Source organism: Streptomyces sp. NPDC047974 (genome assembly GCF_040653375.1).
GTDB lineage: Bacteria > Actinomycetota > Actinomycetes > Streptomycetales > Streptomycetaceae > Streptomyces.
The window spans coordinates 260,700-284,652 of sequence record NZ_JBEZNU010000002.1 but is presented as its reverse complement, the minus strand read 5'-3'; the positions used below and the strand labels follow the sequence as shown (position 1 = coordinate 284,652).

The 23,953-nt window shown below is 73.6% G+C and carries 21 protein-coding genes; 14 read left to right on the top strand and 7 right to left on the bottom strand.

From position 1 onward, the window contains the following. The first annotated feature begins 182 nt into the window (after window positions 1–182). Window positions 183–2,423 (top strand): alpha-xylosidase, encoded by a 2,241-nt coding sequence (gene yicI, locus AB0E19_RS04465; RefSeq protein ID WP_362173074.1) that lies wholly within the window; start codon window positions 183–185, stop codon window positions 2,421–2,423. Between the two features lie 171 nt (window positions 2,424–2,594). Then, window positions 2,595–3,395 (top strand): alpha/beta hydrolase, encoded by an 801-nt coding sequence (locus AB0E19_RS04460; RefSeq protein WP_362173787.1) that lies wholly within the window; start codon window positions 2,595–2,597, stop codon window positions 3,393–3,395. A 103-nt stretch (window positions 3,396–3,498) separates the two neighbouring features. Here the strand turns inward: AB0E19_RS04460 and AB0E19_RS04455 are convergent, their stop codons facing one another. Both AB0E19_RS04455 and AB0E19_RS04450 read right to left on the bottom strand, forming a co-directional pair. Beyond that, window positions 3,499–4,002: a hypothetical protein gene (locus AB0E19_RS04455; protein WP_362173071.1), complete on the bottom strand. Its 504-nt coding sequence runs from the start codon at window positions 4,000–4,002 to the stop codon at window positions 3,499–3,501. Between the two features lie 164 nt (window positions 4,003–4,166). Next, a complete protein-coding gene (locus AB0E19_RS04450) occupies window positions 4,167–5,372 on the bottom strand; it encodes an MFS transporter (protein ID WP_362173068.1) in 1,206 nt (401 codons plus the stop codon). Window positions 5,373–5,501: 129 nt separating this feature from the next. Here AB0E19_RS04450 and AB0E19_RS04445 point away from each other — a divergent pair, with 129 nt between their 5' ends. After that, entirely contained in the window at window positions 5,502–5,816 is a 315-nt protein-coding gene (locus tag AB0E19_RS04445) for a metalloregulator ArsR/SmtB family transcription factor (RefSeq protein WP_362173065.1), read from the top strand. 22 nt (window positions 5,817–5,838) lie between these two features. Here AB0E19_RS04445 and AB0E19_RS04440 read toward each other — a convergent pair whose 3' ends face one another. Beyond that, entirely contained in the window at window positions 5,839–6,132 is a 294-nt protein-coding gene (locus AB0E19_RS04440) for a hypothetical protein (protein ID WP_362173063.1), read from the bottom strand. 60 nt (window positions 6,133–6,192) lie between these two features. Then, window positions 6,193–6,660, bottom strand: coding sequence for a hypothetical protein (locus AB0E19_RS04435; protein ID WP_362173061.1), 468 nt, complete (start codon window positions 6,658–6,660; stop codon window positions 6,193–6,195). A 108-nt stretch (window positions 6,661–6,768) separates the two neighbouring features. Between AB0E19_RS04435 and AB0E19_RS04430 the strand changes: the two genes are divergently transcribed. From AB0E19_RS04430 to AB0E19_RS04405, 6 genes are all read left to right on the top strand, one after another. After that, window positions 6,769–7,608, top strand: coding sequence for a helix-turn-helix transcriptional regulator (locus AB0E19_RS04430; protein WP_362173058.1), 840 nt, complete (start codon window positions 6,769–6,771; stop codon window positions 7,606–7,608). Further along, entirely contained in the window at window positions 7,605–7,796 is a 192-nt protein-coding gene (locus AB0E19_RS04425) for a DUF397 domain-containing protein (protein WP_362173055.1), read from the top strand. The genes AB0E19_RS04430 and AB0E19_RS04425 overlap by 4 nt, the downstream gene beginning before the upstream one ends. Next, window positions 7,793–8,239, top strand: a complete 447-nt coding sequence (locus AB0E19_RS04420; RefSeq protein WP_362173052.1) for a pyridoxamine 5'-phosphate oxidase family protein — start codon at window positions 7,793–7,795, stop codon at window positions 8,237–8,239. The genes AB0E19_RS04425 and AB0E19_RS04420 overlap by 4 nt, the downstream gene beginning before the upstream one ends. Before the next feature lie 29 nt (window positions 8,240–8,268). Continuing rightward, window positions 8,269–8,685: an Imm10 family immunity protein gene (locus AB0E19_RS04415; RefSeq protein ID WP_362173049.1), complete on the top strand. Its 417-nt coding sequence runs from the start codon at window positions 8,269–8,271 to the stop codon at window positions 8,683–8,685. A gap of 67 nt (window positions 8,686–8,752) precedes the next feature. Continuing rightward, window positions 8,753–9,607, top strand: coding sequence for a hypothetical protein (locus tag AB0E19_RS04410; protein WP_362173046.1), 855 nt, complete (start codon window positions 8,753–8,755; stop codon window positions 9,605–9,607). 421 nt (window positions 9,608–10,028) lie between these two features. Further along, complete coding sequence (locus AB0E19_RS04405) at window positions 10,029–11,180, top strand: Cmx/CmrA family chloramphenicol efflux MFS transporter (protein ID WP_362173043.1); 1,152 nt, start codon at window positions 10,029–10,031, stop codon at window positions 11,178–11,180. Here AB0E19_RS04405 and AB0E19_RS04400 read toward each other — a convergent pair. Next, window positions 11,140–11,700: a hypothetical protein gene (locus tag AB0E19_RS04400; RefSeq protein WP_362173040.1), complete on the bottom strand. Its 561-nt coding sequence runs from the start codon at window positions 11,698–11,700 to the stop codon at window positions 11,140–11,142. The genes AB0E19_RS04405 and AB0E19_RS04400 overlap by 41 nt on opposite strands. Before the next feature lie 75 nt (window positions 11,701–11,775). Continuing rightward, window positions 11,776–14,625, bottom strand: coding sequence for a glycoside hydrolase family 3 C-terminal domain-containing protein (locus AB0E19_RS04395; RefSeq protein WP_362173037.1), 2,850 nt, complete (start codon window positions 14,623–14,625; stop codon window positions 11,776–11,778). A 362-nt stretch (window positions 14,626–14,987) separates the two neighbouring features. Between AB0E19_RS04395 and AB0E19_RS04390 the strand changes: the two genes are divergently transcribed. From AB0E19_RS04390 to AB0E19_RS04370, 5 genes are read left to right on the top strand one after another with little or no spacing between them, the layout of a single operon-like run. After that, on the top strand, window positions 14,988–16,688 hold the full coding sequence (locus tag AB0E19_RS04390) for a Tat pathway signal sequence domain protein (RefSeq protein WP_362173034.1): 1,701 nt from the start codon (window positions 14,988–14,990) through the stop codon (window positions 16,686–16,688). 2 nt (window positions 16,689–16,690) lie between these two features. Continuing rightward, window positions 16,691–17,650, top strand: a complete 960-nt coding sequence (locus AB0E19_RS04385) for an ABC transporter permease subunit (protein WP_362173031.1) — start codon at window positions 16,691–16,693, stop codon at window positions 17,648–17,650. Continuing rightward, on the top strand, window positions 17,647–18,606 hold the full coding sequence (locus tag AB0E19_RS04380; RefSeq protein WP_362173028.1) for a carbohydrate ABC transporter permease: 960 nt from the start codon (window positions 17,647–17,649) through the stop codon (window positions 18,604–18,606). The genes AB0E19_RS04385 and AB0E19_RS04380 overlap by 4 nt, the downstream gene beginning before the upstream one ends. Before the next feature lie 46 nt (window positions 18,607–18,652). Continuing rightward, complete coding sequence (locus AB0E19_RS04375) at window positions 18,653–20,650, top strand: beta-galactosidase (RefSeq protein ID WP_362173025.1); 1,998 nt, start codon at window positions 18,653–18,655, stop codon at window positions 20,648–20,650. Then, a complete protein-coding gene (locus tag AB0E19_RS04370; protein ID WP_362173022.1) occupies window positions 20,647–22,854 on the top strand; it encodes a glycoside hydrolase N-terminal domain-containing protein in 2,208 nt (735 codons plus the stop codon). The genes AB0E19_RS04375 and AB0E19_RS04370 overlap by 4 nt, the downstream gene beginning before the upstream one ends. On the opposite strand, the gene AB0E19_RS04365 is transcribed toward AB0E19_RS04370, so the two are convergent. Next, window positions 22,844–23,875: a LacI family DNA-binding transcriptional regulator gene (locus AB0E19_RS04365; RefSeq protein WP_362173019.1), complete on the bottom strand. Its 1,032-nt coding sequence runs from the start codon at window positions 23,873–23,875 to the stop codon at window positions 22,844–22,846. The genes AB0E19_RS04370 and AB0E19_RS04365 overlap by 11 nt on opposite strands. Window positions 23,876–23,953: the final 78 nt, after the last annotated feature.

Below are 23,953 nucleotides of genomic sequence, written 5' to 3'. Positions count from 1 at the left end.
TTTCGTCAATGCTTCGCGCAGGGTTGATAGAAAGCGTTTTCTGCGTTCGGTCGGCCAGGGGCTCGGGAGGGGCTGTTCCCCTGTTTTGTTTTCTGGGATAACTATTGAGGGCGCAGCCCCTCCCCGGGCGCCCCGCCTCCCGCACCGCTCCCCACCGCCCCACGGACCCCGCGAGGACCCGCATGAAGTTCACCGACGGCTTCTGGCTGATGCGCGAGGGCGTCCACGCCTCGTACGCCACCGAGGTCCGCGACCTGCGCGTGGCCCCCGGCCGCTTCACCGCGCACGCCTCCGTCAAGCGGGTCCACACCCGCGGCGACACCCTGAACTCGGCGCTGCTCACGGTGGAGTGCCACGCCCCCGCCGAGGGCGTCATCGCCGTCCGGATCACCCACCACGCCGGCAAGGCCCACCGGGGCCCGGACTTCGCGCTCGCCGCCCCCGACCCCGACGCCGGGACGGTCCACGACGACGGCACCGCCGTCGAACTCGCCTCCGGCCCCCTCCGCCTCCGCCTCGACCGCGCCCGCCCCTGGAGCCTCGACTTCCTCGACGCCGACGGCCGCCCCCTCACCCGGGCGGGCCGCAAGGGCACCGCCTTCGTCACCACCCCGGACGGCGCCCACCACATGGCCGTGCAGCTGGCCCTCGGCGTCGGCGAACAGGTCTACGGCCTCGGCGAGCGCTTCACGCCCTTCGTCAAGAACGGCCAGACCGTCGACATCTGGCAGGCCGACGGCGGCACCAGCAGCGAGCAGGCGTACAAGAACGTCCCCTTCTACCTCTCCTCGCGCGGCTACGGCGTCTTCGTGAACCACCCCGGCCGCGTCTCCTTCGAGGTCGGCTCCGAAGCCGTCGGCCAGGTCCAGTTCAGCGTCGAGGACCAGACCCTGGAGTACCACGTCGTCGCCGGCCCCACCCCCAAGGACGTGCTGCGCCGCTACACCGCCCTCACCGGCCGCCCCGCCCTGCCCCCGCCGTGGTCCTTCGGCCTCTGGCTGACCACCTCCTTCACCACCCCCTACGACGAGGCGACCGTCACCTCCTTCGTCGACGGCATGGCCGCCCGCTCCCTGCCGCTCTCCGTCTTCCACTTCGACTGCTTCTGGATGCGCGAGTACCAGTGGTCCGACTTCGCCTGGGACCCGGAGACCTTCCCCGACCCGGACGGCATGCTCGCCCGCCTCAAGGCCCGCGGCCTGCGCGTCGGCCTCTGGATCAACCCGTACATCGCCCAGAAGTCCGCGCTCTTCGACGAGGCCGCGGCCGCCGGGTTCCTCGTGCGGCGTCCGAACGGCGACATCTGGCAGTGGGACCTCTGGCAGCCCGGCATGGCCCTCGTCGACTTCACGAACCCCGCCGCCCGCACCTGGTTCCAGGACACCCTCCGCCCCCTCCTCGACCAGGGCGTCGACTGCTTCAAGACCGACTTCGGCGAGCGGATCCCCACCGACGTCGCCTGGCACGACGGCTCCGACCCCGAGCGCATGCACAACCACTACACGCACCTCTACAACCGCACGGTCTTCGAACTCCTGGAGAAGGAACGCGGCCCCGGCGAAGCCGTCCTCTTCGCCCGCTCGGCGACCGCCGGCGGCCAGCAGTTCCCCGTCCACTGGGGCGGCGACTGCTGGGCCTCCTTCGAGGCGATGGCCGAGTCCCTGCGCGGCGGCCTCTCCCTCTCCCTCAGCGGCTTCGGCTTCTGGAGCCACGACATCGGCGGCTTCGAGGGCACCCCCGAACCCGAGGTCTTCACCCGCTGGCTCGCCTTCGGCCTCCTCTCCTCCCACAGCCGCCTGCACGGCAGCGACTCCTACCGCGTCCCGTGGGAGTTCGGCGAGACGGCGGTGGAGGTGGCCCGCCGCTTCACCCGCCTCAAGCACCGCCTCATGCCCTACCTGTACGCCGCCGCCGTCGAGGCCCACGCGACGGGCGTCCCCGTCATGCGCCCCATGCTCCTGGAATTCCCCGACGACCCCGCGAGCCGCACCCTGGACCGCCAGTACATGCTCGGCCCCGACCTCCTGGTCGCCCCCGTCATGACCCCCGGCGGCGAGGTCGAGGTGTACGTCCCCGAGGGCACCTGGACCCACCTCCTCACCGGCGAACGGGTCACCGGCCCGTGCTGGCGCCGCGAGACCCACTCCCTGGACAGCCTCCCCCTGTACGTCCGCCCCGGCGCCGTCCTCCCCCTGGCCGCCCCCGCCGACCGCCCCGACGCCGACTGGCCCGACGGCCTCACCCTCCTCGTCGCCCCCGGCGCCCCCGCCGGCACGACGACCACGGTCACGGTCCCGGACCACCGGGGCGCCCCGGCGGCGGTCTACACGGTGACGCACACGGAGACGGGCCCGGAGGCCACGGCGACGGGAACGGACCTGCCGTACCGCACGCGCGTCCTGACGGAGGACCTGGAGGTCTGAGGCGGAGAGGGGCGAACTCGGCCCGGACCGCGACGAGTCAGCCCCTCCGGTTCCCGGAGGCGCAGCGGCTATCATCCCGCCATGGAGCAGGGAGACCCCGGAGACTCCGGAGACCTCGGCGATTCCGGCCGCACCGGCGACGGGGCGGCCTTCTTCGCGGCGTACGAGGCCATGCTGCGGCGCTGGCCCGAGGACGTCGCCGCCCTCGACGTGCCGACGCGGTACGGCCCTACGCGGGTCCACGCCTGCGGCCCGGAGGACGGCGTCCCGCTCGTGCTGCTGCCCGGCGGCGGCACCACCTCCATGGCCTGGTTCGGCAACGTCGAGGACCTCGGCCGTGACCACCGCGTCTACGCGGTCGACGTCATGGGCGACGTCGGCCGCAGCGTCAACGACGGGGCACCGCTGCGGGGCGCCGGCGATCTGATGGCCTGGCTGGACGCGGTCCTGGACGGGCTCGGCCTGGAGCAGGCGCGGTGGTGCGGCCACTCCTACGGGGCCTCGATCGCCCTGCGCTACGCGCTGCGCGCGCCCCACCGCGTGAGCAGGCTGGCCCTCCTCGACCCCGCCAACTGCTTCGCCGGGCCGAGCCCCCGCTATCTGCTGCACGGGCTCCCCGCGCTCCTGCGTCCCACCGTCGCGCGCCGGCGGGCCTTCCTGTTGTGGGAGACCGGCCGGCCCACCGAGGACGCCGGCTGGCAGGACTTCCTCGACAGCACCACGACGGCGGTGCGCACCAAGGTCGTCGCCCTGCGCCGCCCCTGGCCGAAGGAGCTCCGGGCCTGCACCGTGCCGACCCTGGTCCTCCTGGCCGGACGCAGCCGGACCCACGACGCGCGACGCGTCGCGGCAAAGGCCCGTGCCCTCCTTCCGGAGGCCACCGTCACCCTCCTGCCGGACGCCACCCACCACACCCTCCCCACCGAGCGGCCGGCCGAACTCAACCGCCTGCTGACGCGGTTCCTGGCCTGAGCACGCCCGGCGCGCCACGACGCCCGCCCGGATGACGGGGCGGGCGTCTTCACGCGGGTGGTACGGGTGGTGCAGGTGGTGCGGGTGGTGCAGAGGGTGCGGATCAGCAGTTCTTGATCTTCCAGATCGGGTCCCAGTTCCACCAGGAGGGGGCGATGTCGGGCGCGGTGGAACTGTGGGCGACGGCGCCGGAGGAGTTGTAGAACCGGGCGACCGTGCCATCGGTCTGGGAGTTCTTGAAGCCGCCGCCGTCCCCGCCGCCGCTCCAGTAGGACAGCGAGTAGGTCTTGCATTGGTACAGGTCGAAGACCTTGTACTTGCCCTGGGTCGGATCCCATACGCGGGCGCACAGGCGACCGGACGGGCAGCTGTAGGTGCCGTCGGTGACGTAGCGGACGCGCTCGGCGGCCGGCGAGATCGTCGGTGCCGTCGCCCGCACGCCGACCTCGGCCGGCGCGGCGGCCGGCACGACGGTGACCGTCGGCGCGGTGTCCCCCACCGACCGGTCGGCGGATGCGGCGGCTTGGGCCGGCACGGTGGCCAGAAGGCCACCGATGACCAGACCCACCCCCGCGACGAGCCCCGCCGGCTTTCGACGTACCTGCATGCGTGGTCCTCCGTGTGATCGTCGGAACAGGATGCGCGCACGACCCAGTATCCGGCGAAGTCACCCGACCACAGGGCAAGTCGGGAGTTATGGCGAGAAGGCGCCAGACCGTCACCCAGGACGCGTCCGCGACCCCGATGACGCCCCGGTCCTGACCTGGGCAGTCATCGCACCGGCCGGCGCTCCGCACTCCCGGCCTCCGGCGCCGGGGCGGTGGCGGAGGCGGCCGGTTCGGCGGGCCGGCGCGCGGTGCCCCAGTGCCACAGGAGGGCGAGCCCGGTGACGGCGGCGGCCACCGGACCCAGCTCGGCCGGAGCGAGCCCGAACCGGTCCTGCGCCAGTCCGCCGAGCCCGCCGCCGAGCGCGATCCCCACGTACAGCGCCGACGAGTTGAGGCCCAGCAGGACCGGCGCGGAGGCCGGGGCGAGGGCGATGAGCCGGTGCTGCTGGGGCACGACGACGATGCCGACGGCGGCGCCCCAGACCGCACCCCAGACCAGGGTGGACGGAAGGCCGCGGACCGCCAGGGGGGTCAGCGCCAGGGCGAGGGCGGCGACGACCAGCGCGCCGGTGAGGACGTGCGCGGGGGAGTGGCGGTCGACCAGACGGCCCGCGGCGATGTTCCCGGCCAGCGTGCCGAAGCCCAGGACCAGCAGGACCAGGGTCGTCAGGGACCCGCTGCCGCCGGTGGCATCCCCCAGCGTGGGGGCGATGTACGTGTACAGCGTGTACGTGCCCAGGAGGGCGAGCGAGGTGACCGCGAGCAGTCCGAGGACCCGGCCCTGCCCGAGCGGGCGCATCCGGTCGGCCAGGGAGGCGGCGGGCAGCTCCACCCGGGGGAGCGCGACGGCGATCCCGAGCGCCGCGAGCAGGCCGATCCCGGCGACGGCCCACAGCGCCAGGTGCCAGTCGGCGCCGCCGACCAGCGTGCCGAGCGGCATCCCGAGCGCGGTCGCGAGCGTGAGACCGCCCAGGACGAACGCCAGCGCCCGCCCCCGGCGTTCCGGCGGCGCGAGGGCCGAGGCCGTACTGGACGCGGCGGCGGTGATCGCGCTCGCTCCCACGGCGGTGACGACCCGGGCGGCCATCACCACCCCGTAACTCGTCCCCAGCGCGGTCACGGCGTTCCCCGCCACGAACACGCCCAGCGCCACCAGCAGCGCCGACCGCCGGTCCAGACCGCCCGTCAGCGCACCCGTGACCGGCGCCGACAGCGCCGGCGTCAGGGCGAAGACCGTGACCAGCTGGCCCGCCGCCGGCGTCGACACGCCCAGGTCCGCGGCGATGGACGGGAGCAGACCCGCGATGACGTAACCGTCGGTGCCGACGGCGAACGTCGCCAGAGCCAGGGGGAGGAGTCTCTTCAGCACGGACGCGTGCCGCCTTTCCGGAGCGGTACGGAGACGGGGACGACCGCACTGTAGGCAACACATGGATGCTTGTCCATGTATCCATGCGTGGCTAGGCTGGAACGCGCCACGCACGGCGGGAGGAGAGCGATGCGCGAGGTCACGCACCCGGCGACCGGGGCGATCCGTCTGGTCGAGGTGTTGCGCGCCCTCGCCGACCCGGTACGCCTGGAGATCGTCCAGCGGCTCGCCGAGACCGGCGAGGAGAGCTGCAACGCCCTCGCCGGCGACCTGGACGTCCACCAGACGACGCTCTCCCACCACTACCGCGTCCTCCGCGAGGCGGGCGTCACCTGGACCACCGTCCAGGGCCGCTCCCGACTGGTCCGCCTGCGCGGCGACGACCTGGACGCGCGCTTCCCCGGCCTGCTGGCGGCCGTCCTGAAGGCCGCTCGCCCCTCCTGAGCCCCTGCCGGCGGTCGCCGCGTCAGAGCCAGGCGAGGGACTTGTCCAGAACCCCGCCCAGCGCGCCGTACGCGCAGCAGCGCACCGAGTGCCCCGCCCTGCGGCGCAGCCCGAACCCCACGAGGAACGCCGCGGCGAAGACCCCGCCGAGGGCCGCCGTCGCGACCGGGTCGTAGAGGACGTACGCGGCGGCGGCCACGCCGGTCCAGACGAGGATCGGCAGGAGCGAGCCGCGCAGCACCGTCCGCAGCCTGACCCGCCCCGGCCCCGACGGCAGGGCCCTGTGGTGCCACACGTCGATGTGGTTTCGCGTCACGCAATGCTCCGGGCGCATGGGCATCTGCCCATTGCATCATCCACGGCGCGACCCGCGCCATCAGTCCGGCCCCTCGCGGGGAAGCGTCAACTTCGGTGGTGCGTGCGGGTGGTTGCGGATCTCGATCCGGAAGTCCGCGGCGGCGGAGTGGTCCTCCTGGCGGCGGTGGTGCCGCTCCCAGTCGGCCGCGAGGTCGCACGGCGCGCAGCCCGGTGCCGGTACGGCGGGAGGCAGGGGCTCCACGGAGAGCACGACCGGCTCCTCCTGCCAGGTCTGCGGAGGGGGCGGTGGCTCCATCGGCGTGACGGGTCGGGTGAGGATCCGGATCAGCGCGCGTTCCCTCTCGCTCGGCCGCCGCAGGCCCGCCGGCGGGGCCGTCCACACGGTGCCGCCGCCGGGCGGCATGAGGTAGAGGAGGGACCCGTCCCAGGCGGTGACTCTGCCAAGCCGAGGGTGCCCCTCGGTGGTGTCTTCCGCCATGTAGGTGCCGAGGTCGGGGAGGGGGGTTGGGGGGTCGGTTGCGGGCATGCGCACGCTCCTCTCCTTTCCGTAGCCGGTTCGCTACGAGGAGCCATCAGCGTGACTCAAAAGCGGCTAGTCTTCAAATCTCCAAATTGCAGGCTGGAGATGAGAGTTGTGGTCAATCGCAAGCAGCTGGAGCCGACCGACGGCCCGGAAGCCGCGTTCGGGGCACGTCTGCGCAGGTTGCGCGAGGAGCGGGGCTGGAAACAGGAGGACCTGGCCGGCCGGACGTCGTACTCCGGCAAGCACATTTCCGCCGTGGAAACGGCGCGGAGAACGGTAACTCTCCAACTCTCAATTGAGCTTGACGATGCGTTCGGCCTGATCGGCAGCGCTGATTCGTTCGAGCACGAGTGGCGGAACTTGCGGAACGGCGTGCTCATGGAGGGCTTCCCGGAGTACGCGCACTACGAGCGCCGAGCCGTTGAGATCCGCATGTTCGAGATTGGGCTCGTGTCCGGTCTCCTCCAGGTGCCGGAGTACGCACAGGCACTGGCTGCGGCTTCGGCGGCTCGTGGATCAGTCACGGAGAACGAGGCTGCGGGACGTGTGGCCTTCCAGATGGAGCGGCAGCAGATCCTAGACCGGGCCCGACCGCCCATGGTCTTCGCCGTACTGGACGAGAGTTGCCTCCGGACGATGGTCGGCGGTCCGCGGGTCATGGCCGCTCAGCTCGACCGACTTGTCGAGTTCGCGGCCCGCCCCCGCACGGTTCTTCAGGTGGCACCGTTCGCCATGGGGGAGCGGCGCGCGCTCAATCGGCTTCTCACTCTTCTGACTCTGCCGGACCGGTCCACTCTCGCCTACACCGAATCACAGGCGCAGGGCTACCTGGAACGTGAGGTCGACACCGTCGCGGCCGGGTTTACGGCCTACCATCAGCTCTCCGCCGAATCGCTCTCGCAGGCGGACTCCGTGACCATGATCAAGGAAGTACGAAAGGGCCTGCTGTGACCAACGAGTACCCCCTCTGGTTCAAGTCCTCCTACAGCAACGGCGGCAACGACTGCGTCGAAGTCGCCCACAACCTCGTCCCCACCACCGGCCTCGTCCCCCTCCGCGACTCGAAGGTTCCCGCCGGCCCCCGACTCGCCGTCTCCGCCGCCGCGTTCGCCGTCTTCATCGATTCCGTCAAGCAGTGATACGCGACAGGGCGCAGCGCGTCCGCGACGTGCGGGAGCGGTTGACGCGCGAGATGGACGTCTGGGTCGCCTCCGCCGGCGACGGCGGGGTGCCGTACCTCGTGCCGTTGTCTTTCTTCTGGGACGGGACGGACGTCTGGCTCGTGACGCGGCTGTCCAACCCGACCGGACGGAACCTCGTCGCCCATCCCCGTACCCGCCTCGCCCTCGGGGACACCCGGGACGTCGTCCTCCTCGACGGCGAGGTCACGGCGTACGCGCACGACGAGGTCCCGGCGGAGGCCGCCGAGGGCTTCCACGCCAAGACCGGGTGGAACGCCCGCCAGGCCGGCCCGGCCTACCGCTGGTTCCGCGTCCGCCCGACGGATCTCCAGGCGTGGCACGAGGAGCCGGAGCTCGCGGGGCGGCGGCTGATGGCGGACGGGGAATGGGCCGTGGGGTGAGGTCTCAACGGGCCTGGTAGAACGGGCGTATGACCTACAGATTCGTGGCGACGATCGCCTACGGATGGCACGAGGAGATTCCGCCGGGCGCGTTCGTCCCGGCGGCGGGTGTCATCGAGTCGGAGGGCGAGGAGAGCTTCGCGCTCGAATTCCAGGGCGGCGTCGAGGAGCCGGACGCGCAGGCCGTCCGGCTGGGCATGGACTCGTACTGCGTCGTCACCCCCGACCAGAACACGGCGTACGGATGCCTGCGCACGGTCGAGCTGGAGGGCGACCTCCTGAGGGTCACGTTCGACCCCGCGCACCTGGACGACCTGGGCCTGGACGATCCCGTGGTCGAGGTGGTCCTGGACGCGCCGCCCGAGGACGTCGCCCGCATGGGGGAGGCGCTCAAGCACATCCTCGCCTATGGGCGTCCGGACGCTCTGCCGATCGTGATGTGGTGACGCGCTCTCGGTCACGATCGGGGAAACGGCAGGGACGGCCGGGCACCCCGTGGTGCACGCTGCGGTCATGGCGAGACGACCACAGGTCCAGGCGGGTACACCGGGCGGCTGTCTGTTCAACGGCTGCCTGACCGTTCTGGTGCTGCTGCTCGCGGCTGTCTTCGGCGGACTGGTATGGCTGGAGACGCGGCCGGCGCGGGCCGAGGCCCTGGCGCGTGAGGACCTGCGGGAGAACGTCGCGACGCACCGCGAGCGGTTGGGTGATGCGGCGGCCAACGGCAGCCTTCCCGACGGTGAGATCGCCGAGGTCTTCGGCGGCGCCGCGAAGCCCGCGGCGGGCTTCGTCGGTGCCACGCGCCAGGGCGAGACGGTCACCGTGATCGCGGGACTGGCCGGTCAGGGTGAGGCGGCCGGCATCCCTTTCCCGAACCGGAGATGGGTGACCGGCTGTTACGCGTTCGAGGTGCCCGCCCCGGCCTCGGGCGCCCCGCGGCCCTCCCTCCGGGAACTCCCGCCCGAGGCGTGCGTGGTGCGGCCGACCACGCCTCCCGCACCCGGCCGCCGGGACCCGGCCGATGCCGCCCCGCACGGAAAGCCCTTCGCGAAGGTCCTCACCCGTGGTGAGGGCGACGCGTCGCCCGGCCGCTCTGCGCACCTCTCGGGAACGCTCGTGGTCACCGACGACCGTTGCGTCGCGGTGAAGACCGATGCGGGCGCCGTATCGACGGCCGTCGCCTGGGGCCACGGCTGGTCGGTCCGGGAGGAGGCCGGCGGGGCCGCCGTGTACGGCCCGAGGGGCGGGCTCTACGTCCGGGAGGGCGACCGGGTCGGGCTGGACGGGGCGGACTCCGAGCGGTTCGCCGGCAAGCCGTGTGCCGACGGCGCGGTCTTCGAAGCCCACGACGAACAGGCCGGCTCCTAGGCCGTCTCTTCCGGATCATGCCGGGCTCGCGTCTCCCCCGGCTACCGCTGGGAGGTGCCCCCACCGCATGGACTCCCTCCTCCGCCTTGCGAGCGCACGCACCGGACGCCGCTCCCCGATCCGGCCCGATCCGAAAGAAACGGCCTGGGCCGGGAAACCGGGTGCGGGGGAGAGGGACCGGGAGGTAGCGTGCCCGGCATGTCCAGCCCCGAGGCATCCAGAGCGGGGGGCTTGCGGTCACGCCGTCAGCCCCTGAGCCTCCGTACTCCCTGAGCCGGTGAACGGTCACCGACCCGCCGCAGCGCCCCGCGCCGTGCGGCCGGTCCGGTGTACCCGCGCGCTCCCGAGGGGTCGGTGAGGCGGGGCCGCGGTGGTGACGCGACGACGTCCTTCGTCCTTCCCACCTCACCTCGGAGCCTCCGTGCCCCTTCCTTTCCCCCTGTACCTGCTCGCCCTTGCCGTCTTCGCCATGGGCACCTCGGAGTTCATGCTCGCCGGTCTGCTGCCGGACCTCGCCCGCGACCTCGGCGTGAGCGTCGGCGCCGCCGGCGCGCTCACCTCCGCCTTCGCCGTCGGCATGGTGGTCGGCGCGCCGCTCATGGCCGTGCTGACCCGAGGGCGGTCCGCGCGCGGCGGGCTGCTCGCGTGCGTCCTCGTCTTCCTCGCCGCGCACCTCCTCGGGGCGGTGACGGACAGCTTCGCCGTCCTGCTCCTCAGCCGGGTCGTCGCCGCCCTCGCCGACGCCGGGTTCCTCGCGCTCGCGCTCACCACCGCCACCGCCATGGTCCCGGCGGACCGCAAGGCGCGGGCGCTCGCCGTACTGCTGGGCGGCACGACCGTCGCGACCGTCGCCGGGGTGCCCGGGGGTGCGCTGCTCGGTGCCGTCGCCGGATGGCGGGCCGCCTTCTGGGCGGTCGCCGTGCTGTGTGTGCCCGCCGCGTTGGGGATCCTGCGGGGCGTTCCCGGCACCAGGGGTGAACGGCGTTCGCTGCGCGCCGAGTTCGGGGTGCTCCGGTCGCCCCGGCTGCTCCGTGTCCTGGTGCCGGCCGCGCTGGTGAACGCCGCCACCTTCGGTGCGTTCACCTTCCTCGCGCCGGTGGTGACCGGCCCGGCCGGACTCGGCGCGGCCTGGGTGTCCGTCGCCCTGGTGCTGTTCGGCGCGGGTTCCTTCGCCGGGGTCACGGCGGCCGGGCGGCTGGCCGACCGCCACGCCGCCCGGGTCCTCTCCGTCGGAGGGCCGCTGTTCCTCGTCGGCTGGGTCGGCCTCGCCGCGCTCGCGGAGCGTCCGGCCGCCCTGCTCGGGCTGCTCCTCGTCCAGGGCGCCCTGGCCTTCGCCCTCGGGGGCACGCTCATCGCCCGCATCCTGTACGAGGCCGCCGGCGCGCCCGCGCTCGCGGGGGCGTACGCGACGGCCGCGCTCAACGTGGGCGCGGTGGCCGGGCCGCTGCTCGCCGCGACGGCCCTGGACCGGGCGACGGGGCCGTTCCTGCTGAGCGCGGGGCTCGTCGCCGCCGCCCTGGCCGCCGCGGCCGTCAGCGGTAGTCGTCAGGGTGGTCCTGCATCCAGGTGTTGATGAAGTCCCGGGTGCCGATCAGCTCCTTCTGGTGCTTCTTCAGGTTCGGGAAGGAGGCGTCCCCGGCGAGCGTCTCGTTCAGCTCCGCCATCCGCGCGATCGGCTCCGGGAAGTGGCCCGGGCCCTTGGGGTCGGACTTCATCGCCATGTCGAGCTCCTGGAGCTCCTTGTGGACCCGGCCGAGGAAATAGGAGCAGTCCGTCGCGCAGGAGTCGTTGAGCGTGGCCTGGAGCGTCGCGAAGGCGTCGCGGACCTTCTCGCCGGACTCGGGCGCGTACGGGTCCTGCGTGGGCGCGGGGGAGCGCGTCGCGTCGTCGGGCAGGGCGTCGGCGCCGTCGGGCGCGGCGGTCGCCGTCGCCTCCGGTGCCGCCGTCGCCTCCGCCGTGGCCGTGGCCTTCGGCGCGACCCTTGCCGCGTCGTCGGGCTCCGGGGTCGTGCTGCAGGAGACGGCCAGGGCCGCCAGGGCCGCGGCCACCAGCGCGGCCCGGCGTACGGGCGTCTTGCGGATCATGTGGATCATCTGGGTTCCCTCCCCTGGGTCATGGGCCGGGCGAGCCTATCCGGGCCGTGACCCAGGGGAGTCGCGCCCCGCCCCTCAGCCGGCGAAGGCGAGGTGCGCCAGGCGCAGCGGGCCGCGCAGCTCGACGCGCAGATCCGTCACGTCGCGGAGGTGACAGGGGGCCCCGACGGTGGCGTACGCGTACCGGCCGCCGGTCGGCGGCAGCGTCACGCGGGCCACTTCGGCGGAACCCGCGGTGAGGACGACCTCGCCCTCACCGGCCGCCGTCACCGCCACCTCCGTGACCCCGTCGCCGAAGTCGCACGCCCGGTAGAGGAGCGTGCCCGGCACGCCGGGGCCGGCGGGGGTCACCGCGTCGCCGGAGACGCGGGCGCGGTCGACGATCGCCGTGCCGGTCTGCTCGTCGTAGTCGGCGGCCTCCAGGCCCGCCTCCAGGACCGGGCGCGGGCCCGGCACCAGGCCGTCCACTGCCACGCGGACGGTGCGGCGGACGTCCGCCGACGACGGGCCCGCCAGGAACTCGTACGCGCCCGGTTCCACCGCCCACCGGCCGTGCGCCACGTCCCAGTACGCGAGCGCCGACAGGGGCACGGTGAAGGCGAGCGCGGCGCCGGCGCCGGGTGCCAGGTGGACCCGTTCGTGGGCGACGAGCGCGCGGTGCGGGCGCGGCACCGAGGGGGCGACGGGCCGCGCGTACACCTGGACGACCTCGTCCGAGGCGACGGCGCCCGTGTTGGTGACGGTGCAGGAGAGCCGTACCTCCTCCGCGTCCACTGCCGCCGTCAGGGCGTCGTAGCCGAAACGCGTGTAGGTCAGGCCGTGGCCGAAGGGGAAGAGCGGCGTCCCGTCGAAGTAGAGGTACGTCTGCCGGCCGCCGATGACGTCGTAGTCGAGCAGGTCCGGCACGTCGGCGTCGGAGGCGTACCAGGTCTGCGGCAGCCGCCCGGCGGGGGAGACGTCCCCGGCGAGGGCCCGCGCGAGCGCCGTGCCCGCGGCCTGGCCGCCGTGCGCGGTCCACAGGAGGGCCGGGAGCGCGGCGGCCGCGTCGGGGACCGCGTACGGGTAGGAGGAGACGAGGACGAGGGCGGTGCGCGGATTGGCGGCGTGCGCGGCCCGCCACAGGCGGTCCTGGTGGGGCGGGAGCGCGAGGGTCGTGCGGTCCTCGGTCTCGCGGCCGTTGATGTGGGGGTCGTTCCCGGCGACGACGATCACCGTGTCCGCCCCGGCGGCGGCCCGCGCCACCGCGTCCTCGCCCCGCTCGACGGTCTCCACGGTGAGGACTTCGGCGGATCCGCGAGCGGCGGCAACCTTCACGCCGTCGGCGGCGACAGAGACGTAGCCCCCCGTCCCGAGGTGCAGAAGGAGGTGACCGTCACCGTGGGCCTCGAAGCGGAACGTCTCCTGGACGACCCAGCCGCCCGGCTCGTCCGCGGAGGCGCGTACGAGGCCGTCCTCGGCCACCGACAGGTACCGGCCGTCGGGGGCGCGCAGCGTCAGCACCCCGTCGCCCCAGTCGATCAGGTCGAGGACCGTGCCCTCGGCGTCGGCGGTCAGGGGCGGCAGGTCGGTGCGGCCGGCGAGCAGCGCCGGGTCGAGGGCGATCTCCGCGTCCCGCACGGACTCCTCCGCCGCGGGTTCGGCGACGCGCAGCGCGCGGCCGTCGGCGGTGCGCAGCCGGATCCGGTCCACGCCCTCCGCGAAGTCCACCCGGTCCGCGCCGAACCGCTCCCGGATGCCGTCCAGCGGCGAGGAGCGGCGCAGCAGCGCGCCGCTGTACCAGTCGAGCTTGGCGGCGTCGGCGAGCAGTCCGACGACGGCGATCCGCCCGCCCTCCCGCAGCGGCAGCAGGGGTGTCCCGCCGGCGGGTTCGTTGCGGAGGAGGACGAGGGCCGCCTCCGCCGCCTCGCGGGCCAGCTCGCGGTGGGCGTTCGTGTCGTACGCCGACTCCTGGGCGTACGGGTCGAGTCCGGGGTCGAACTCGCCGAGCAGCATGCGCACGGTCAGCTGCCGGGTGACCGCGCGGTCCACGTCCTCCTGGTCGATCAGGCCCTGCTCCAGGGCCCGTTCCAGCCGCCCCAGGATGACCGTGCTGTCGGTGCCGTGGTCGGTGAAGGAGTCGACGCCCGCGCGCAGGGCCGCCGCGACGGCCTCCTCGTGGGTGTCGAAGTACGCCTGCGAGTCACCGAGGTTGCTGGGCGCGCCCGCGTCCGAGCAGACGAGCAGCTCCTGGCCCGTCCACGTCCGCAGCTCCGACTCCAGGTACGGGGAAAGGTGGTTGGGGCGGCCGTTGACCAGGTTGTACGCGGGCATGACGCCGGCCACCGCGCCCGCCTCGACGGCGCCGCGGAAGGCCCGGAGGTCGTACTCGTGGAGCACGCGCGGGCGGACGGAGGCGGACGAGGTGTCGCGGGCCGTCTCGTTGTTGTGCGCGAGCCAGTGCTTGAGGACCGGCGCCGTGCGCCAGTACGTGGGATGGTCGCCGCGCAGGCCGCGGGTGAAGGCGACGGCGACGGCGGAGGTGAGCACCGGGTCCTCCGCGTAGCCTTCCTCGCCGCGGCCCCACAGCGGGTTGCGCAGCAGGTTCACGGTGGGCGCCCAGACGTTGAGGCCGACCCGCTCGTCCTTGGCGCGCATCGCCCGCGCCTCGCGGGAGACGGCCTCGCCGACCCGGCGCACCAGCTCCGGGTGCCAGCTCGCGCCGAGGCCCACGGCCTGCGGGAAGACGGTGGCCGGGCCCATCCAGGCGACGCCGTGCAGCGCTTCCTGGCCGGTGCGGAAGGCGGCGAGCCCGAGGCGGTCGACGCCGGGCGTGAACTGGTGCAGGAGGGCGAGGCGTTCGGCGGGGGTGAGGCGGCCGAGGAGGTCGGCGACGCGCGCGTCGACGGGGAGGGCAGGGTCACGGAAGGGCGGCCGGTCTGCGGTCACGTACGAGTCCCTTGGACGGCGGCCGCCGTCCGGCGGCCGGAAGTTTCGAAGCGCTTCGATGCTTCAGTCCCCCCGTGTGGGTGTCAAGGCGTAAGGTCCCGCTACTTTCCCCTTCGTCCACAGGAGTTGAAGGCATCAGGCCTTCCTCCGCGCTGCTGCGAGAAACTCCTGAACGACTCTTGCCGCACCCGTGGCCGTCACTTAACCTCACAGCAACATCGAAGCGCTTCGACTGCCGTGTTCCCGGATCCGTCGCTTCGACCTCCCCGCTTCTCGCTCCTGCTCCACCTCCACACACCGCAGCCGGCCGGCGACCCCTCGGACGCCGTGTGTCCTGGCGCGTGCCATGAAGGGTTGACGCAATGACGCCGAACGCCGCCTCCACGGGCTCCCCGAGAACCGAGCAGAGCCGCCGGGGCTTCCTCGCCACCGGCGCCGTCGCCGCCGTCGCGGTCGCCGGCGGGGCCCCGCTGCTCACCGCCTGCGGCGGCGGTGGCGGCACCGGGAAGAAGGACGGCACCACCAGCGGCAAGGACGCCGCCAAGCTCCTCCCGGCCCATGTCGCCAGCGGCGTCGTCACCCCCGACGTCCCCGCGAAGAACGGCTCCGCCGCCGGCTTCACCCGCGCCATCCCGAGCGCCGAGCTCAAGGCGTCCGTCGACGGGAAGAAGGGCAAGGGCGGCGCGCTCACCGTCATGGCCCCCTTCTGGGGAACCCCGCCCGCCGCCGACAACCCCTACTACAAGGCCATGAACGAGGCGATCGGCGTCCAGGCCACCTGGCAGAACCAGGACGGCAACGTCTACGACCAGAAGCTCGGCGCCGTCCTCGCCTCCAGTGACATCCCCGACCTCGTCGTCGTCCCCGGCTGGAACCTCGGCGGCAAGATCCCCAGTGCCGTCAACGCCAAGTTCGAGGACCTCGGCCCGTACCTCTCCGGCGACAAGGTCAAGGCCTACCCCAACCTCGCGGCCATCCCCACCGACGCCTGGCAGCGCTCCCTCTTCGGCGGCAGCCTCCGCGGCCTGCCCATGCCCGCCTCCTACGTCACCAACATCGCGCCCTTCTACCGCAAGGACGTCTTCGAGGCGAAGGGATGGCAACTCCCCACGAGTGCCGCCGAGTTCCTCGCCCTGGCCAAGGAGATCACCAGCGCGAAGGCGAAGGTCTGGGCCTGCGCCGACATGACCTGGACCGCCTACAACATGTTCGGCGTCCTCAACGGCAGCGACAAGGCGCTCGGCTGGAACCTCGTCGACGGCAAGCTGGTCAACCGCATCGAGACCACCGAGTACCTCGAAGCCCTCGAATGGACCCGCAAGCTCTTCGACGCCGGCGTCGTCCACCCCGACGAGAAGGCCCAGAACCAGGGCGACACCAGCGTCCGCTTCACCTCCGGCCAGTGCCTGATCTACAACAACGACCTCGCCCACTGGTACGGCAAGACCGCCGAAATGGCCGCGCAGAACCCGGCGTTCGCCATGGCCGCCATGGACATCCCCGGCCACGCGGGCGGCACCCCGGCGCTGTGGGCCACCAACCCCGCCAACATCTGGGCCTTCGTCCGCAAGGGCGCCCCCAAGGCGCTGATCGAGGACGCCCTCGCCATCGCGAACTTCACCGCCGCCCCCTACGGCACCAAGGAGCGCATGCTCACCGACTACGGCGTCGAAGGCGTCCACCACACGATCAAGGACGGCCTGCCGGTCAAGACCGACGCCGGCAACCAGGAGGTCAGCAGCTCCTGGATGTTCGTCGCCAGCCCCGCCCCCTACATCGCCCACCCCGACCTGCCGGAGATCACCAAGGCGCAGGTCGAGTGGCAGCAGCGGATGGGCGCCGTCACCCGCAAGTCCTCCTTCTACGGCCTCACCGTCACCGAACCCGGCCAGTGGACCGGCCTCATGAACGACTTCGAGCAGCTGGAGAAGGACATCGTCCGCGGCCGCAAGAAGGTCTCCGACATGCAGCAGGCCGTCTCGGAGTGGAAGACCAAGGGCGGCGACCAGCTCCGCGACTGGTACAAGAAGCTCCTCGACACCACCGGATCCGCGGCGAGCTGACCGTGGCCAAGCACGACACCACCGACCGCCGGCCGAGGATCCCCCTCGGCCGGCGGCTCCGGCGCGACCGCACCCTGCTGCTGATGACGGTCCCCGCCCTCGTCCTCGTCCTCGTCTTCAACTACCTCCCCATCCTCGGGAACGTCGTCGCCTTCCAGGACTACGACCCGTACGTCTCCACCAACGGCGTCACCGCCATCCTCGAATCCCCCTGGGTCGGCCTCGCCCAGTTCGACCGCGTCCTGTCCGACCCCCTCTTCTGGGCCGCCGTCGAGAACACCCTGGTCTTCTTCCTCCTCCAGCTGGTGCTCTTCTTCCCCGTCCCCATCGCCCTCGCCCTGCTCGTGCACAGCGTGCTGCGGCCCCGCGTCCGAGCCTTCGTGCAGGCCGTGCTCTACCTGCCCCACTTCTTCTCCTGGGTCATCGTCATCACCGTCTTCCAGCAGATCTTCGGCGGCGCCGGCGTCATCGCCCAGACCCTCCGCGAACACGGCCACGAGGGCTTCGACCTCATGACCGACCCTGCCGTCTTCAAGTACCTCGTCACCGCCGAGGGCATCTGGAAGGACGCCGGCTGGGGCGTGATCGTCTTCCTCGCCGCGCTCGCCGCCGTCGACCACGCGCTGTACGAGGCCGCCGCCATGGACGGCGCGAACCGGTGGCGCCGCATGTGGCACCTCACCCTCCCCGCGCTGCGGCCCGTCGTCGCCCTCCTCCTCGTGCTCCGCGTCGGCGACGCCCTCACCGTCGGCTTCGAACAGCTGCTGCTCCAGCGCGACGCCGTCGGACCCGGGGCCGCCGAGGTCCTCGACACCTTCGTCTGGTGGACCGGACTGCGCAGCCAGGACTTCAGCTACGCGGCCGCCGCCGGGCTCATCAAGGGGATCGTCGGCCTCGCCCTCGTCCTCACCGCGAACAAGGCCGCCCACCTCATGGGCGAGCAGGGGGTGTACCGGAAATGACCACGCGCGTCCTCGAACGACCCGCGCGCCCCGCCCGCGGCGCGACCGCCCGGCCCTCCCGGTGGGCGGCGCCCGCCCGGCCCGTCTGGGAGGAGCCGCCCACCCGCGCCGGGCTCACCGCCAAGGCCACGCTCCTCGTCCTCGCCTGCCTCGCCGTCCTCTTCCCGCTGTGGATCGTCGTCGTCACCAGCCTCTCCTCGAAGCGGACGATCACCGAGGCCGGCGGACTCGTCATCGTGCCGCGGGACTTCACCCTCATCGCCTACCGGGAGCTGCTCAGCGGCGGCCAGGTCACCCGCGCCGTCGCCGTCAGCCTCGGCGTCACCCTCGCCGGCACCCTCTTCTCCATGACGGTGTCCGTGCTCTGCGCGTACGGCCTCTCCCGGCCCGGCTCCTTCGGCCACCGCGCCCTGCTCTTCACGCTGATGGGCACCATGTTCTTCGGCGCCGGACTCATCCCCACCTACCTGCTGGTGCAGACCCTCGGCCTCACCGACACCTACCTGGCGCTGATCCTCCCCAGCGCCGTCAGCGTCTTCAACATCCTCGTGCTGCGCGCCTTCTTCATGGGCATCTCGCCCGAACTCGTCGACAGCGCCCGCATCGACGGCGCCGGCGACCTGCGCATCCTGTGGACGATCGTGATGCCGCTCTCCCGCGCGGTCATCGCCGTCATCACCCTCTTCTACGCGGTCGGCTACTGGAGCGCCTGGTTCAACGCCTCCATCTACCTCAACGACCAGGCGATGATGCCGCTGCAGAACGTGCTCATCCAGCTCGCCCAGAAGCAGGAGATCCCCGTCGGCCTCGGCCAGGCCGTCAAGGCCGGGAACCTCTCCGGACTCGCCGTGCAGATGGCCGTCATGGTCCTCGCCCTGCTGCCCGTCGCCGTCCTCTCGCCCTTCGTCCAGAAGCACTTCAAGAAGGGCATGCTCACCGGCGCCGTCAAGGGCTGAGCCCGTCACGGGCCGCCCCCCACCCCCACCTCACGGAAGAGCCCCGATGACCGGCCTCGACGACCTCACCCACCCGCCCGGCCGCCCGCCCCGCCTCCTCTACGGCGCCGACTGGAACCCGGAGCAGTGGCCCGAGGGCACCTGGACCGAGGACCTGCGGCTGATGCGCCGGGCCGGCGTCACCACCGTCACCCTCGGCGTCTTCTCCTGGGCCCGGCTCGAACCCGAGCCGGGCGCCCGCGAGTTCGGCTGGCTCGACCGGCTCATGGACCTCGCCCACGACCACGGCGTCGGCGTCGTCCTCGCCACCCCCACCGCCTCCCCGCCGCCCTGGCTCGGCCGTCTCCACCCCGAGACCCTGCCCCGCGACGAGGACGGCCGCACCGAATGGTGGGGCTCCCGCCAGCACTTCTCCCACTCCAGCGAGGCCTACCGCCGGCACGCCGCCGCCCTCACCGAGGACCTCGCCGCCCGCTACGCCCGCCACCCGGCGCTCGTCATGTGGCACATCAACAACGAGTACTGCACCTACGACTGGGGCGACGAGGCCGCCCGCACCTTCCGCACCTGGCTCCAGGACCGGTACGGCACCCTCGACGCCCTCAACACCGCCTGGGGCGGAGACTTCTGGAGCCAGCGCTACGCCGACTGGGCCGAGGTCCTGCCGCCGCGCCGCGCCCACTACCTGCGCAACCCCGCGCACCTCCTCGACTTCCGCCGCTACACCTCCGACCGGCTCCTGGACTGCTACCGGACCGAACGCGACATCGTCCGCAGCCACACCCCGCACCTCCCGGTCACCACCAACCTCATGCCGTTCTGGTCCGGACAGGACGGCTGGGCCTGGGCCGCCGAACAGGACCTCGTCTCCGTCGACGTCTACCCCGACCCCGCCGCACCCCGCGCCGGAGCCCACGAGAACGCCTTCCTCGCCGACCTCACCCGCGCCGAGGCGGGCGGCCGCCCCTGGATGGTGATGGAACAGGCCGCCGGAGCCGTCAACTGGCGCCCCGTCAACCACCCCAAGCCCGAAGGGCTCAACCGGCTGTGGACCCTCCAGGCCGTCGCCCGCGGCGCCGACGCCGTCCACTTCTTCCAGTGGCGCGCCTCCCGGCAGGGCGCCGAGAAGTTCCACTCCGGCATGCTCGGCCACAGCGGCCCCCGGGGACGCGGCTTCCGCGAGACCGTCCGCATCGGCGCCGACCTCGCCCGCCTCGGCCCCCGCGTCGCCGGCAGCCGCCTGCCCGCCGGCGGCATCGCCCTCCTCCACGACTGGGACTCCTGGTGGGCCCAGCGCCACGAAGGCGCCCTCTCCGCCCACCTCGACCAGGGCGAACTCGTCCGCACCTGGCACCGCGCCCTCTGGGAGGCCGGCCTCCCCACCACCCTCGCCCACCCCCACCACGACCTCACCGCCCACCCCCTCGTCGTCGTCCCCCACCTCTACCTCCTCGACGACACCGCCCTCGACAACCTGCGCCGGTACACGGCCGGCGGCGGCCGGCTCGTCTGCGGCTTCTTCACCGGCGTCGCCGACCCCGACGACCGCGTCCGCCCCGGCGGCATGGACGCCCGCCTCCGCGCCCTCCTCGGCATCGACCGCGTCGACGAATGGTGGCCCCTGGCCCCCGGCGACCGCGTCGACTGCGGCACCTTCCACGGCACCCTCTGGTCGGAGGAGCTGGTCCCCGCCCCCGGCACCGAGATCCTCGCCGCCTACCGGGGCGGCGAACTCGACGGCCGCCCCGCCGTCCTGCGCCACGGCCGCACCCGCTACCTCTCCACCCTCCCCGAACCCGCCGCGCTGCGCACCCTCCTCGCCGAGGCCGCCACCGAGGCGGGCGTCCGGCCGGTCCTCGCCGGACTCCCCGACGGCGTCGAGGCCGTCCGCCGCGGCGACCTCCTCTTCCTGCTCCACCACGGCCGCGAGCCCGTCACCGTCACCGTCCCCGGCCGCCACCGCGACCTGCTCACCGGCACCACCGTCGACTCCGCCCTCACCCTCGACCGCTTCGGCGCCGCCGTCCTGGAGGTGCACCCATGACCGGACCCGTGCACGGCACCTGGGAACCCGCCCCCGCCGCCCGCTGGGAGGACGCCTTCCTCACCGGGAACGGCCGGCACGGGGCGCTGGTGTACGGCGACCCCGCCGACGACCGGGTGATCGTCACCCACCACACCCTCGTACGCCCCCACCACCGGCCAGGGGACACCGACCCGCCCCGCCTCGCCGACCGGCTACCCGCCCTCCAGGACGCCCTCCTGGCCGGTGACCTCACCGCCGCCGAGGCCTTCACCGACGGCCGCCCGCTGCGCTGGATCCAGCCCTTCCACCCGGGCTTCCTCACCCGCGTCCGCGCCGCGACCGGCGGGGTGACCGGCGCGACCCGACGCGAGGTCGACTTCGCCACCGGCGTCGCCGCCGCCACCGCCGGCACCCGCGCCAGCCGGGTGTTCGCCTCCCGCGCCGACGACGTCCTCGTCCAGTACGTGACGGAGCCCGGCCCCCGTGTCGCCGTCGCGCTCGACCACCGCCTCGACGGCGTCCCGCCCGGCCTCGCCACCGGCCGCGGCCTCGCCACCGCCCACGGCGAGACCCTCCTCACCCTCCAGGCCCGCTACCCCGGCTCCACCCTCGGCTACACCGGCGTCACCCTCGTCGTCGCCGACACCGGCCGCACCACCCTCACCGACCGCGGCATCCGCGTCGACGGCGCCGGCGGACTCCTGCTGCTCACCCGCGTGCACCGCCACGACGGCCCCTACGACCCCGCCGAGGAGGCCGCCGCCCTGCGCGCCCTCGCCGGGGACGACGGCCCCGCCGCCGCGTACGCCCGCCTCCTCGGCCGGCACACCGCACTCCACGGCGCCGCCTACCACCGGGTGACCCTCGACCTCGGCGCCGACCCCGACGAACGTGCCCTGTCCGGAAGCGAGTTGCTCGGCCGGCCGGCCGGGCCCGCCCTCCTCGAACGGCTCTTCGCCGCCGGCCGCCACCACCTGCTCTCCTCGTCCGGCCTCTACCCGCCCCGCCTCTGCGGACTGTGGACCGGGGACTGGGACACCGCCTGGTCCGGCGGCTTCACCACCGACGCCAACCTCGCCCTCCAGACCGCCTCCGCCGTCGCCGCCGACCTGCCCGAGGTCCTCGACGCCCACCGCGACCTCGTCCGGGGCCAGGTCGCCGACTGGCGGGACAACGCCCGCGCCGTCTTCGGCACCCGGGGCGTCGTCGCCCCCGCCCACACCGACGGCGAGAGCGGCCACACGTACCACTTCGACCGCGCGTACCCCCTCCACCTGTGGACCGCCGCCGCCGACTGGCTCCTCCTCCCGCTCGTCGAAGCGGACGAGGCCGACGGCCGGCGCGATCCCTGGCTCACCGGACTCCTCCTCGAACTCGCCGACTTCTACGAGGACTTCCTCACCCGCACCGGGCCCGACGGGAACCTCGCCGTCGTCCCCTCCTACTCTCCGGAGAACCGCCCGCGCGGCGGTAGCTGGGGCGCGGTCAACGCCACCATGGACCTCGCCGCCGCCCGTCACGCCCTCAGGGCCGCCGCCGACCGCGCCCCCGCGGACCGGGCCGTGCGGCTGCGGGCCCTCGCCGACCGGCTCCCTCCCTACCGCGTCAACGGCGACGGGGCCCTCGCCGAATGGGCCTGGCCCGGCCTCGGCGACCGCTACGACCACCGGCACCTCAGCCACCTCTACCCCGTCTGGCCGCTCGACGCCATCACCCCCTACGACACCCCGGGCCTCGCCCGCGCCGCCGCCCGGGCCCTCGCCCTGCGCGGCAGCGAGAACGACTCCGCCCACGGCCACCTCCACCAGGGGCTCATCGCCGCCCGGCTCGGCGACCCCGGCCGCACCGGAGACGCCCTCCGCCGGGTCCTCGGCGGCGACTACTTCCACGCCTCCCTGATGAGCGCGCACTACCCGAAGCGGGACGTCTACAACGCCGACGCCGCCCACGCCCTGCCCGCTCTGCTCGTCGAGGCACTGGTCCGCTCCACGCCCGGACGGCTCGTCCTGCTGCCCGCGCCGCCGCCCGGGCTCTGTGCCCGCGGCCGGCTCACCGGGGTGCGCACCCGCTTCGGCGCCCGGATCGACCTGACCTGGGCACCGGGGACGTACCGGGCCGTGCTCCGCCCCGACCGCGACGCCGCGATCGAACTCTGCGCCCCCGAGGGAAGGCGGCGGCTCGCGCTGCGGGCGGGCGAGGACCACGTCCTCGTCAGTCCGTGAACCGGCCGGCCGGCGGCGGACCCGAACTCTCCCGGACCGTCAGCACCGGGGCGAGCAGCTCCACCCCGGTCGCTGCCGGCCCGTCCGGGTCGGTGAGCCGGGCGAACAGCCGCTCCGCCGCCCGCCGGCCCAGCTCCTGCGCGGGGATCGCCACCGACGTGAGCGGCACCGACGCCTGCGCGGCCACCCCCTCGGGACAGACCGCGACCACCGACACGTCCTCCGGCACCGCCCGCCCGGTCCGCCGCAGCAGGGCGAGCAGCGGCTCCACCGCCTTCTCGTTCTGCACCACGAAGGCGCTGACCGCCGGGCGCTCGTCGAGGATCCGGGCCAGCACCCCGGCGACCGCGTCGTGACCGCCGTCGCACGGCCGGTGCAGCAGCCCCACGCCGAGGCGCGCGGCCCGCTCGCGCAGCCCGCGGAGGGTCCGCTCGGCGAAGCCGGTGTGCCGGGCGTACACCCCGGGCGAGCCGCCGACGACGGCGATCTCCCGGTGCCCGAGCCCGGCCAGGTGCTCCACGCAGAGTGCCCCGGCGGCGGCGAAGTCCAGGTCCACGCAGTTCAGTCCGGCCGGGTCGGCGGGCAGCCCGACGAGCACGGCCGGCGGCGCCGCACCCCGCAGCACCGGCAGCCGTCCGTCGTCGAGCTGCACGTCCATGAGGATCACGGCCTCGGCGAGCCCGCTGCCGCTGACCCGGCGCAGCGCCGAGGGGCCCTCCTCGCCGGTGAGCAGCAGCACGTCGTAGCCGCGTGCCCGGGCCGTGGTGGCGACGGCGACCGCGATCTCCAGCATCACCGGCACGTACATGTCGGTGCGCAGCGGCACCATCAGGGCGATGATCCGCGACCGGCTGCTGGCGAGCGCCCGGGCCCCGGCGTGCGGCTGGTAGCCGAGCTGCTCGATGCTGGCCCGCACGCGCCGCCGGGTGGGTTCGGAGATGGGCCGCTTGCCGCTCAGGACATAGCTCACCGTGCTGGCCGACACCCCGGCGTGGCGGGCGACCTCGGCAAGCGTGACCATCCGATCTCCCCGCGGCCAGGACTGGTGAATCGCTTCGACGGTGCCGTCGAAAGATCGCTTCGACGCTCAGCGAGACGG